This is a genomic window from Xanthomonas sp. DAR 35659 (genome assembly GCF_041242975.1).
Lineage (GTDB): Bacteria > Pseudomonadota > Gammaproteobacteria > Xanthomonadales > Xanthomonadaceae > Xanthomonas_A > Xanthomonas_A medicagonis.
Genome location: NZ_CP162488.1, coordinates 350,304 through 361,732 on the forward strand (window position 1 = coordinate 350,304; position 11,429 = coordinate 361,732).

At 71.4% G+C, this 11,429-nt stretch carries 12 protein-coding genes; 9 read left to right on the plus strand and 3 right to left on the minus strand.

Going from position 1 to position 11,429, the window contains the following annotated elements; genetic code table 11:
* Positions 1-1,581: a winged helix-turn-helix domain-containing protein gene (locus AB3X07_RS01545; RefSeq protein ID WP_369942136.1), complete on the plus strand. Its 1,581-nt coding sequence runs from the start codon at positions 1-3 to the stop codon at positions 1,579-1,581.
* On the opposite strand, the gene AB3X07_RS01550 is transcribed toward AB3X07_RS01545, so the two are convergent.
* The gene (locus AB3X07_RS01550; RefSeq protein WP_369942138.1) at positions 1,565-2,701 is read right to left on the minus strand and encodes a serine hydrolase domain-containing protein; all 1,137 of its coding nucleotides are present in this window, start codon (positions 2,699-2,701) and stop codon (positions 1,565-1,567) included. The two genes, AB3X07_RS01545 and AB3X07_RS01550, sit on opposite strands and share 17 nt — an antisense overlap.
* A gap of 197 nt (positions 2,702-2,898) precedes the next feature.
* On the opposite strand from AB3X07_RS01550, the gene oleD reads away from it, so the two are divergent.
* Both oleD and AB3X07_RS01560 read left to right on the plus strand, forming a co-directional pair.
* Complete coding sequence (oleD, locus tag AB3X07_RS01555) at positions 2,899-3,909, plus strand: 2-alkyl-3-oxoalkanoate reductase (protein WP_369942140.1); 1,011 nt, start codon at positions 2,899-2,901, stop codon at positions 3,907-3,909.
* A gap of 62 nt (positions 3,910-3,971) precedes the next feature.
* The gene (locus AB3X07_RS01560) at positions 3,972-4,130 is read left to right on the plus strand and encodes a DUF1328 domain-containing protein (protein ID WP_003468167.1); all 159 of its coding nucleotides are present in this window, start codon (positions 3,972-3,974) and stop codon (positions 4,128-4,130) included.
* A gap of 108 nt (positions 4,131-4,238) precedes the next feature.
* Here the strand turns inward: AB3X07_RS01560 and ddlA are convergent, their stop codons facing one another.
* Positions 4,239-5,354, minus strand: coding sequence for a D-alanine--D-alanine ligase (ddlA, locus tag AB3X07_RS01565; protein WP_369942142.1), 1,116 nt, complete (start codon positions 5,352-5,354; stop codon positions 4,239-4,241).
* Between the two features lie 118 nt (positions 5,355-5,472).
* Between ddlA and AB3X07_RS01570 the strand changes: the two genes are divergently transcribed.
* The 4 genes from AB3X07_RS01570 to AB3X07_RS01585 all read left to right on the plus strand — a co-directional run bounded on the left by AB3X07_RS01570 (position 5,473) and on the right by AB3X07_RS01585 (position 9,252).
* Positions 5,473-6,114: a ubiquinone biosynthesis accessory factor UbiJ gene (locus AB3X07_RS01570; protein ID WP_369942144.1), complete on the plus strand. Its 642-nt coding sequence runs from the start codon at positions 5,473-5,475 to the stop codon at positions 6,112-6,114.
* Complete coding sequence (gene ubiB, locus AB3X07_RS01575; RefSeq protein WP_369942146.1) at positions 6,111-7,769, plus strand: ubiquinone biosynthesis regulatory protein kinase UbiB; 1,659 nt, start codon at positions 6,111-6,113, stop codon at positions 7,767-7,769. Before AB3X07_RS01570 ends, ubiB begins: the two co-directional genes overlap by 4 nt.
* 2 nt (positions 7,770-7,771) lie before the next feature.
* On the plus strand, positions 7,772-8,371 hold the full coding sequence (locus tag AB3X07_RS01580; RefSeq protein WP_369942148.1) for an O-methyltransferase: 600 nt from the start codon (positions 7,772-7,774) through the stop codon (positions 8,369-8,371).
* A 98-nt stretch (positions 8,372-8,469) separates the two neighbouring features.
* Positions 8,470-9,252 carry a pseudouridine synthase gene (locus tag AB3X07_RS01585; protein WP_369942150.1) on the plus strand — a complete coding sequence of 261 codons (783 nt, stop codon included), beginning with the start codon at positions 8,470-8,472 and terminating at the stop codon, positions 9,250-9,252.
* A gap of 12 nt (positions 9,253-9,264) precedes the next feature.
* Here the strand turns inward: AB3X07_RS01585 and AB3X07_RS01590 are convergent, their stop codons facing one another.
* Positions 9,265-9,837, minus strand: a complete 573-nt coding sequence (locus AB3X07_RS01590) for a DUF2059 domain-containing protein (RefSeq protein ID WP_369942152.1) — start codon at positions 9,835-9,837, stop codon at positions 9,265-9,267.
* 468 nt (positions 9,838-10,305) lie between these two features.
* Between AB3X07_RS01590 and arfB the strand changes: the two genes are divergently transcribed.
* Both arfB and AB3X07_RS01600 read left to right on the plus strand, forming a co-directional pair.
* On the plus strand, positions 10,306-10,737 hold the full coding sequence (gene arfB, locus AB3X07_RS01595) for an alternative ribosome rescue aminoacyl-tRNA hydrolase ArfB (RefSeq protein ID WP_369942154.1): 432 nt from the start codon (positions 10,306-10,308) through the stop codon (positions 10,735-10,737).
* Positions 10,738-10,788: 51 nt separating this feature from the next.
* On the plus strand, positions 10,789-11,343 hold the full coding sequence (locus AB3X07_RS01600) for a lysophospholipid acyltransferase family protein (RefSeq protein ID WP_369944616.1): 555 nt from the start codon (positions 10,789-10,791) through the stop codon (positions 11,341-11,343).
* The last annotated feature ends 86 nt before the right edge of the window (positions 11,344-11,429 follow it).

An 11,429-nucleotide genomic window follows, 5' to 3' on the forward strand; every position in this document is an offset into this window, starting at 1 on the left:
ATGCGCGGGCGCTACCGGCTGGACGATCTGCGCATCGACGTGCAGCGGCAGCGGGTCGAGCGCGACGGTGTCGCGCTGGAACTGGGCGGTTTGAGTTTTCGCCTGCTGCACTACCTGCTGCGGCAGGGGCAGCGCGTGGTCGACTTCGACGAACTGATCGCGCAGGTGTGGGCGCCGGCGCTGGTCAACGAGGAAACCGTGACCCAGCGCGTGCGCCTGCTGCGCCAGGCGCTGGGCGATACCTCGCGGCAGCCGCGCTATGTGCGCTCGGTCCGCGGCCAGGGCTATCAGTTGTGCGCGCCGGTGCACGACGAGGACGACGAGGACGACGCAGAGCCGCCGGTGCCCCCGCCGAGGCGGCCGTGGCGCGGCGCGGCGATCGCCGCCGGCGTCGTCATCGGGGTCGGGGCGCTCTGCGCGCTGGCGTGGGCATGGCATGCGCCGTCGCACACAGCCTCGACCCCGCCGCTGCTGCAACGCGCCGAGTACTACGCCAGCATCGGCCAGCGCGACGACAACGAACGCGCGATCGCACTGTACCGGCAGCGCCTGCAGCAGGCGCCGGACGAGGCGCGCACGCTGCTTGGCCTCAGTCGCGCCTACAGCGCACGGGTCTGCCAGTACGGCGCCGACGTGCGGGACGCAGTGCTTGGGCAGCGCCTGGCCACGCAAGTGCTCGCGGCGCAGCCGCGGCTGGCGGCCGCGCATGCCGCGCTCGGTTACGCGCACGATTGCCGCGGCGACTATGCGTCGGCGCTGGTCGCCTACGAGCACGCGTTGCAACTGGATCCGCGGGCCGATGCGGTGCGCGGTTCGGCCGCCTATCTCTACGAGCGCAAGGGCCAGCTGGCGCGGGCGCTGGCCGCCAACCTGCAGGTGCGCGATCCGGCACGGGTGCGCTTCCTGCCGATCCAGGTCGCCAGCAATCTCGACCTGCTTGGCTACGTCAGCGCCGCCGAGGCGCGCTATCGCGACAGCTTCCAGCTGTATCCGGACAGCGCCTTCTCCAACCTGGCCTGGCCCAGCTTCCTGTTCGCGCACGGCCGCATCGCCGAGGCGCAGGCGGCGCTGGACGAGGCGTTGCGGCGCGGCACCGACTACGCCGGCCTGTGGCTGCTGCAGGCGGAACTGGCGCTGGCGCAGGACGATCCGGCGCGTGCGCGGCAGGCAAGCCTGCAGGCGCTGCGGCTGCGCCCGCACAGCAGTCTGGCGCAGACCGTGGCATGGACGCTGGACGCGCAACCGCGGCCGGCGCCGGCGGCGCTGCGCGCGCGGGCGCAGGACCTGCTGCGCGGCCTCGCGCGCGGCGCCGATCCGATGGATGGGCTGGACGCGGCGCTGTCGCTGCAACTGGCCGGCGACCCGGCCGCGGCGGTGGAGGCGGTGCGCCTTGCGCAGGCGGCCGGCTACCGCGATGCCGGCTACCTGCGGGTATCGCCGCTGTTGGCGCCGCTGCGCGCGCAGCCCGGCTTCGCCGCCGTGTTGGCACGCAACGCCGCCGCCATCGCCGGCGAACGCGCGCAGGTGCGCCGCGCCGGCCTGTTGCCGAAGGAAGCCGGCGCGGCTACGGCAGCGCCTTGAGCACGTAGTCGGCGAGCAGCGCCTGCGACTGCGGATGCATCTTCGGCGTGTTGTACGCGCTGCGGGTGATCACCACCACCAGGCGTTCCTCGGGCAGCACGAACACGTAGTTGCCGCCGTTGCCGGACATCGCCCACACCCCCCGTTCCACGCCGCGCACCGGGAACCGGAAGCGCCACAGCAGATAGCCGTAGTCCGCGTCCTCGCGCGCTTGCGCGTGCACCGTGGTCATCGCCCGCACCCAATCCGCCGGCAATACCTGCTGCCCATGCCAGCGGCCCTGGTCCAGCAGCAACTGGCCGAACTTGGCCAGGTCGCGGCTGCGGTAGCGGGTGCCGCCGCCGCCCATGCCCACGCCCTCGGCGGAGCGGCCCCAGTGGACGTCGGTGATACCGAGCGGCCGCTCCAGCGCCTGCGCAGCGAAGTCTTCCAGGCGCTGCCCGGTGGCTTTCTCCAGCAGCGCGCCGAGCAGGAAGCTGCCGGCGGTGCAGTAGGAAAAAGCGCGGCCGTACGGGCTGTCCTCGGGGCGGCGCATCCACGGCGCGTAGCCCTTGATCGGCAGGTCCAGCGCGAACTGGGTCCAGTCGGCGCTGACGTACATGCGTTCCTCGTTGCCGCTGGAGAAGGCGTTGTCGTCGTCGCATTCCAGTTGCGAACTCATCGTCAGCAGGTCCTCGACGGTGAGCGCGCGCTTGCGCGGATCCGGCTGTTGCCAATGGCGGTCGCCGAAGTATTTGTAGACCCTGGCCTGCGTGCCGGGCAGGCGGCCGCGGTCGATCGCCGCGCCGACCAGCAGCGCGGTGATGCTCTTGGTCGCCGAGCGGGTGTCGTGCAGGGTCTGCCGGTCGGCGCCGCCGAAATAGCGTTCGTAGACCAGCGCGCCGTCGCGCGCGACCAGCACGCTGCTGGTGCCCGGCGCCTTGCCCTCGGCGATGGCCCGCGCCAGGGCCTCCAGCACGGCGATGTTCCAGCCTGTGGCCCTGGCGCCGGCGGTCGGCCAGCCGTCGTCCAGCGCCGGCGGCGCGTCGGCGTTGATGCCGGGTGGGACGGCGGCAGCGGCGTGACCAATCGCCACGAGGAAGGCCAGCAGGGGGCACAGCAGGGACGGGACGCGGGGCATGGTCGGACTCCGGATCGGGATGGTCCGCCTACAGCGCCAGCATCGCGCCTGAAGTGCCTGATGGAACGATGAAGAATGATGAAGTCGCATCGGATCAAGGGCTTGCGCCGCGCTTCGGCACGCCGCGCGCGCGCCCGGATCGCGTTCGCGCGCGGCCCCGGCTATCGTGTGCGCCCCAGTGCGATCGGTGCGGCGCGATGAAGATAGTGGTGACGGGCGGTGGTGGGTTCCTTGGCCAGGCGCTGTGCCGCGGGCTGGTCGCGCGCGGGCACGAGGTGCTCAGCTACAACCGCGGCCACTATCCCGAACTGCAGGCGCTGGGCGTGGCCCAGGTGCGCGGCGACCTGACCGATGCGCAGGCGCTGTACCACGCCGTGGCGGGGGCCGGGGCGGTGTTCCACAACGCGGCCAAGGCCGGCGCCTGGGGCAGCTACGACAGCTACTACCAGCCCAACGTGGTGGGCACCGAGAACGTGCTCGCCGCCTGCCGCGCGCATGGGGTCGGTCGCCTGGTCTACACCTCCACGCCGAGCGTGACCCACCGCGCCACCCATCCGGTCGAAGGCCTGGGCGCCGAGCAGGTGCCGTATGGCGAGAACTTCCAGGCGCCGTACGCGGCGACCAAGGCCATCGCCGAGCGCGCGGTGCTGGCCGCCAACGACGCGCAGCTGGCCGTGGTGGCGCTGCGGCCGCGGCTGATCTGGGGGCCGGGCGACAACCAGATCCTGCCCAAGCTGGTCGCGCGCGCGCGGGCCGGGCGCGTGCGCCTGGTCGGCAGCGGCGACAACCTGGTGGATTCCACCTTCATCGACAACGCCGCGCAGGCGCACTTCGATGCGTTCGAGCATCTGCATGTCGGCGCGGCCTGCGCCGGCAAGGCGTACTTCATTTCCAACGGCGAGCCGCTGCCGATGCGCGACCTGCTGAACCGGCTGCTGGCCGCGGTCGGCGCGCCGCCGGTGACCAAGCACCTGTCGTTCAAGGCCGCCTATCGCATCGGCGCGACCTGCGAGACGCTGTGGCCGCTGCTGCGCCTGCGCGGCGAACCGCCGCTGACCCGCTTCCTGGCCGAGCAACTGTGCACGCCGCACTGGTACAGCATGGAACCGGCGCGCCGCGACTTCGGTTACGTGCCGCAGGTCTCGATCGCGCAGGGCTTGCAGCGGCTGGCGTCATCATGGGGCCGCGACACTGCCGTCACTTCCTGACGACCCGCGGTTTCCGAAGATGGCTGCGCGCCGATTCGGCACGACAACTTTCGGACCTTGCCATGCTGCATTACGCCATCATCTTCTTCGTCATCGCCATCATCGCCGCCGTGCTGGGTTTCAGCGGCATCGCCGGTGCGGCGACCAACATCGCCTGGATCCTGTTCGTGGTGTTCCTGATCCTCGCGGTGATCTCGATGTTCCGTCGCGGCAAGGTGTAGTTCACCGCCCGCGCTGCATCCCGAACGGCCCGCGGCCCCGGTGTTTTCCGGGGCCGTGGGCCGTTCGCTTTCGCGCGTTCCGTGAGGAGCCGGCGCCGGACGCGGGCGTTACTCGCCCGGCGCCGACAGCGCCACCGCGCTGCGCAGCGCCGCATCCTGCGCATGACGTTCCAGGGCCAGTTCGACCAGGCGCGTGATCAGTGCGCGATAACTCAGCCCGCTGGCCTGCCACAGCTTCGGATACATGCTGATGCGGGTGAAGCCGGGCAGGGTGTTGAGTTCGTTGATCACGATGCGGCCGTCCGCGCACAGGAACACGTCCACCCGCGCCAGGCCGGCGCATTCCAATACCCGATAGGCGCGCAAGGCGACCGCGCGGATGCGCTCCTGGGTGGCGCCGTCGATCGCCGCGGGCACCACCACCTCGGCGCCGCTCTCGCTGATGTACTTGGTCTCGTAGGAATAGAAGGCGTCGTGCACCACCACCTCGCCGCACACGCTGGCCTGCGGTGTGTCGTTGCCGAGCACCGCGCATTCGATCTCGCGTCCTTCGATCGCCGATTCCACCAGGGCCTTGTGGTCGTACGCCAGGGCCAACCTCAGCGCGGCATCGAAGCCGGCCGCGTCGTGCACCTTGCTCACGCCCACCGAGGAGCCCTGGTTGGCCGGCTTGACGAACAGCGGCAACCCGAGCTGCTTCGCCAAAACGGCGAAATCGGCCTGCGCCGCATCGGCGCGGCGGATGCAGGCGAACGGCGCGACCTCCAGCCCGGCGTCGCGCAACAGGCGCTTGGCCACGTCCTTGTCCATCGCCAGCGCCGAGCCCAGCACGCCGGAGCCGACGAACGGCAGCCCGGCCATGCGCAGCAGGCCCTGCAGCGAGCCGTCCTCGCCGAGCGTGCCGTGCACGATCGGGAACGCCACGTCGAGTCGTTCCAGCGCCTGCGCCGGCTGCAGCGCGCGCAGCGGCTGCGACGCATCGCCGGGGATCACGGCCACGCCGCGGCCGCTGGGATGCAACGCGATCCGCGCCGGGTCGTCAGCGTGCAGCAGGAAGCCGTCGCGGTCGCTGGCGTGCCAGTGGCCCTGCTTGTCGATGCCGATCAGGGTGGCGTCGAACCGGTCCGGGTCGAGCGCATCGACGATGTTGCGCGCCGATTGCAGGGACACCTCGTGTTCGGCCGACTTGCCGCCGAAGATGATACCGACGCGGATCTTGCGCATGCCTGTCCTCGCCCTCCTGGCGTGACGGTGGGGCGCCTAGCATGCCGCTTTTCCCCAGCGCGGCCCAGTCCGCGGATCCGTCGCATGGCGCCGTGCCGCAGCCTTGTAGAATGCGCCCATGTCGCCCTCTCCCCTCGATGCCCTCAAGCCCCTGGCCGGCCGTGCGCTGGAAGCGGCGCTCAACCGCGCGCTGGCGCTGGATCCCGACACCCGCGACGCCTTGCGCGGCCTGGACGGCCAGCGCGTGGCGCTGACCCTGGAGGCGCCGGCGCTGGCCTTGCAGATCCGCGTGGACGGCACGCGCCTGCAGGTCGGGCCGGTGGATGCGGCGCAGGAGCCTGACCTGGCGGTGCGCAGCACCCTGGGCGGGCTGTTCGCGCAATTGCCGTTCCTGGCCCAGGCGCGGCGCGGCGCCACGCCCGGCGGGCGGGTGCGCGTGTCCGGCGATGCCGAACTGGCGCGGCGTCTGCAGCAGTTGGCGGCGCGCTTCGATCCGGACTGGCAGCGGCCGTTCACCCAGGTGTTCGGCGATGTGCTCGGCGTGCAGTTCGCCAATGCGGCGCGGTCGGCGCTGCAGCAAGCGCAGCGCAGCGCGCAGGACCTGGCGCAGAGCGCGGCCGAATTCGTCACCGAGGAATCGCGCGACGTGGTCGCGCGCGCCGAGCTGGAGGCGTTCTACGACGACGTGGACGCGATCCGCGACGACGTCGAGCGGTTGGCTGCGCGGGTGACGCGCTTGCAGCCGGGGCGCGGCGCATGAAGGCGATGTTCCGTGCCAGCCGCATCGGCCGGGTGATCCTGCGCTATCGCCTGGACGATCTGCTCGACGGCACCCCGGCCGAGCGCTGGCTGCGCCTGGCCAAGCCGTTCGTGCCGCGCGCCAGCCCCGATATCGCCGCGCAGTCGCGCGGCGCGCGGCTGCGCCTGGCGCTGCAGGACCTGGGGCCGATCTTCGTCAAGTTCGGGCAGATTCTGTCCACCCGCCGCGACCTGATGCCGCCGGACGTGGCCGAGGAGCTGACCCTGCTGCAGGACCGGGTGCGCCCATTCGATGGCGAGGCCGCGCGGCGCATCGTCGAGCAGGCGTTGGGGCGGCCGATCGCGGCGGCCTTCGCCAGCTTCGATACCGAGCCGCTGGCCTCGGCCTCGATCGCGCAGGTGCACGCGGCGACGCTGCATGACGGCCGCGAAGTGGTGGTCAAGGTGCTGCGCCCGGACATCGAGCGGCAGATCGACGCCGACATCGCATTGCTGAAATCGGCCGCCGCGCTGGTCGAACGCACCCATCCGCGCGCCGACAAGATCCGCCCGCGCGAGGTGGTGGCCGAGATCGAGACCACCCTGGCCGCGGAACTGGACCTGCAGCGCGAAGGCGCCAACGCCAGCGTGCTGCGCCGCTTCTGGCTGCACTCGGACGACCTGTACGTGCCGGAGGTGATCTGGACCCACACCGCCGAGCGCGCGCTGACCCTGGAGCGGGTGCGCGGCATCCCCTCCGACGACATCGCCTCGCTCGACGCCGCCGGCATCGACCGCAAGGCGCTGGCGGCCAAGGGCGTGCGCGTGTTCTACACCCAGGTGTTCCGCGACAACTTCTTCCACGCCGACGCGCACGCCGGCAACATCTGGGTCGACAGCGACCCGGCGCGGCGCATCAATCCGCGCTTCATCGCGCTGGACTTCGGCATCATGGGCCAGCTCTCGCAGGAAGATCAGTACTACCTGGCCGAGAACTTCATGGCCATCTTCAACAAGGATTACCGGCGCATGGCAGAGTTGCACGTGGAGGCGGGCTGGATGCCGTCCAACGTGCGCATCGACGAGCTGGAGGCGGCTGCGCGCTCGGTGTGCGAGCCGTACTTCACCCGGCCGCTGTCGCAGATCTCGCTGGCCGAGGTGCTGATCAAGCTGTTCCGCGTGGCCCAGCGCTACCAGCTGACCCTGCAGCCGCAGCTGATCCTGCTGCAGAAGACCCTGCTCAACATCGAAGGCGTGGGCCGCCAGCTCGATCCGGAACTGGACATCTGGGCGGTGGCGCGGCCGGTGCTCGAGCGCATCCTGCTGGAGCGCTACAGCCCGCAGCGCGCGCTGCACGAGCTGCGCAAGCGACTGCCGGAAATCATGACCCATGCGCCGGACATGCCGCGCCTGGTGCACGGCTGGCTGCGCCAGCAGGTCGAGGGCCGCCACGAACTGTCGATGCGCTCGCGCGACCTGTTCGAACTCAACGCGATCCTGCTGCGCATGCAGCGGCGCGTCGTCACCGCGATCACCGGCGTGGGACTGCTCACCGTCGGCACGCTGCTGTATGCGCTCGACGCCGGTGGGCCGCAGTTGGGCGGGGTGTCGCTGTGGGCGTGGATCAGCGGCGGCGTCGGCGCGATGAGCCTGCTGTCGGCGTGGTGGCGGCGCTGACGATGGCCGCGCCCGGGCACGGGCCGCTGCACGCGGTGCGCGCCGAACTGGCGGCGCTGGGGCCGCGCCACGACGCGCAGCAGCCGGATCGCGCGCAGCGCCTGCTCAACATCACGCCCGACACCGGCGCCTTGCTGGCGGTGCTGGTGCGCGCCGGCGCCGCGCGGCGTGTCCTGGAGATCGGCACGTCCAACGGCTATTCCACGCTGTGGCTGGTCGAGGCGGCGCGCGCGATCGGCGGCGCGGTGGTCAGCATCGAGTACGCGGCGCACAAAGTGGCGCTGGCCCGACAGACCTTCGCCCGCGCCGGCGTGCAGGAGACGATCGAACTGGTGCAGGCCGATGCGGGGACGTGGCTGGCCGAAGTCGGCAGCGATGCCTTCGATCTGCTGTTCCTGGACGCCGAGCGCAGCCTGTATTGCGCCTGGTGGCCGCAGCTGCGCCGCGTGCTGCGCCCGGGCGGCCTGCTGGTGGTCGACAACGCCACCTCGCATGCGGCGGAGATGGCACCGTTCGCCGCGCTGCTGCAGGCCGATCCCGGCTTCACCTGCGCCACGGTCCCGGTCGGCAACGGCGAGCTGCTGGCAGTCAAGGACGGCTGAGCTGGGAATCGCGCGATGCGGCGGTGCACGCCGCGTCGCCGCCGCGCCGAGCGAAGGCCGCTGCGACGTGCAAGCGATTGCCACGTGTTCGGCACGCTATGCCCGCGCGGACGCAGGCACGCATTGTGGCCAGGGGACGCGGCGCGGATAATCCCGCGGTGAGTATTTCCCCAGATTCCCTGAGTATCCTCCACCAGGATCCGTTCCTGGCCGTGGTCGACAAGCCGGCCGGGCTGATGGCCCATGACAGCAAGCTGGCCCGCGGCGAGGACGACTTCCTTGCCGACCGGCTGCGCGCGCAACTGGGCCGTCCGATCTTCCTGGTGCACCGGCTCGACCGCGCCACCAGCGGCTGCCTGCTGCTGGCCTTCGACCGCGACACCGCCAGCGCGCTGGGCAAGGCGCTGATGGGCGGCGAGGTGGACAAGGACTATCTGGCGATCTGCCGCGGCTGGCCGGCCGAGGAACGCTTCGTGGTCGACCACGACCTGGACGGCGGCCCCGGCAAGCCGCTGAAGAAACCGGCGCAGACCCGCTTCGAGCGCCTGGCCTGCGGCGAGCTGCCGGTGCCTTCGGGCGCGTTCGCCACCTCGCGCTACGCGCTGTTGCGCTGCAGCCCGGTGACCGGGCGCTTCCGCCAGATCCGGCGCCACCTCAAGCACCTGTCGCACCACCTGATCGGCGACACCAGCCACGGCGACGGCCGCCACAACCGCATCTTCCGCATGCAGGGCGTGCATCGCATGCTGCTGCATGCCGAGCGCCTGGCGTTCCCGCATCCGGACGGCCGCCGGATCGAGGTATGCGCGCCGCTGGATGCCGAGTTCGCGCGCGCGTTCGGCCTGTTCGGCTGGGACCCCGGCGTCACGCGCCGGGGGTGACGCCCTGCCGGGTCAGCGCGCCGGCGGCGAGGGCGGCACGTCGACCGCGGGGGCTTCCCTGGGCGCGGCGGGGCTGGATTCGCGGATGATCCGGTCCAGGTCGCGGTCCAGGTCGGCCATGGCCGGCTGCAGCAGCTTCTGCAGCGCGATCATCACGTTCTGCATCAGCGCCGGGGTCTTGTCGAGCAGGCTCTGGCCGGCCGGGCTCTCGTAGAACTCGGCCATCGCCAGCACGTCCTGCTTGGAGAAGGACTGCTTGTACAGGTCCACGTACAGCGGCCGCAGCTTCGACCACGACAGCACGTCGCGCACGGTCTGGCGGCTGCGCTCCTGGATGCGGCGTAGCTGATCGGCTTCGGCGGGGGTGACCTGGCGGCCGCGGAACGCCTCGTCGAACTGCTTCTGCTGCATCGCCTCCATTTGCGGCAGCATGCCGTCGATCATGCTCTGCGCGCGCGAGGCGGCCAGCAGGCGATTGACGTCGGCATCGCTGGGCGGCTCGGCCAGCGCCGCGCCGGCGGTCAGGCCGAGCAGCAGCACCAGGGCGAGCCGGCGTAGGCGGGAAAGGGATCGGATCGGGTTCATCGCGCGTCCTGCAGGAGATATGAACGTAGCTGGGGTGTGTCGCCACTCCCGGAGTATGCCGCGTTGGGTCTGGGAGGCGCCACGGCGGCGTTGCACGGCGCAGCGCCTGGGGCCGTCAGGTCAAGCCGCGCGGGGTCGGTGTGGCGCCGGCCAGGCCCAACCCGAAGGGCCGCGGTTGCGCGCCCGTGGCGGCGTCATCCCTCGGGCGTGGACGGAGGTCCACGTCCTTGTTCTTCCTTGCCACAGGTGCGCGCAACCGCGGCGCGGCATGCTCGGGGAGTGGGGACACGCCCTAGATACGGCAATCGCGCCGCGCCGCCGCGCTCCGGCCGGTCGGCGCCGCGGGCGTACCGGCCGCGCAGGTCGCTCCCCGCCTGCGCCCCCGGGTCGCCGCCGCCGCCCAGAGCGCACCGATCGCGCGCGGCGCCTGTGTCCAAGCCGTCGCGACGGATGCCCTACAATCCGCGCATGAGTAACGGGGCCATCCACATCTCGAGCAGCCTGTCGATTCCGGAAAGCGAAATCGTCGAGCGGTTCGTGCGCGCCAGCGGCGCCGGCGGACAGAACGTCAACAAGGTGTCCACCGCGGTGGAGCTGCGCTTCGACCTGGCCGGCTCGCCGTCGCTGCCCGAGCCAGTGCGGGCGCGCCTGCTGGCGCGGCGCGACCGCCGCATCACCGCCGAGGGCGTGCTGGTGATCGACGCGCAGCGCTTTCGCACCCAGGACCGCAACCGCGACGACGCACGGCAGCGCCTGGCCGAGTTCATCGCCGCCGGGTTGTCGGTGCCCAAGCGGCGTATCGCCACCAAACCCTCGCACGGCGCCAAGCTGCGGCGTCTGGACGCCAAGCGCGAGCGCAGCCAGATCAAACGAGGCCGCTCGCCCGGCCGTTGGGAGTGACCTTTGAGCGAACGCGATTACCGCCTGCCTGCTGCGCCCCCGAACATGCCGATGGTCAAGCCCAGCCGCTTCATGCGCTGGCTGGGCCGCACCGCGTTGCGCCTGACCGGCTGGCGGGTGGTGGGTGAGTTCCCGGACGTGCCGAAGCTGGTGATGATCGTCGCCCCGCACTCGTCCAATTGGGACGGGTTCCTGGGCTTCGCGGTCAAGTTCGCGGTCGGCTTCGAGGTGCGCGTGCTCGGCAAGACCCAGCTGTTCTGGTGGCCGCTGGGGCCGCTGCTGCGCAGGCTCGGCGGCATCCCGCTGGACCGCAAGTCCCCGCGAGGGGTGGTCGAGCAGGCGGTGGCGCTGATCCGCGCCGCGCCGCGCATGTGGTACGTGATCACCCCCGAGGGCACGCGCAAGCGGGTGGAGAAGTGGAAGGCGGGCTTCTGGAAGATCGCCCATGGCGCCGAGGTTCCGATCTTCCCGGTGTACTTCGACTACCCCAGCCGCACCGTCGGCCTGGGCGCGCTGTTCCACACCAGCGACGACATGCAGGCCGACATCGCCGCGATCCGCGCCTGGTACCGGCCGTGGCGCGGCAAGCATCGCGATACGTTGTGAGCCGGCCGGGGTACGCGTGCGGCTTCGTGTAGGAGCGGCTTCAGCCGCGACAGAACCTCATCCTTGAACATCCTGTCGCGGCTGAA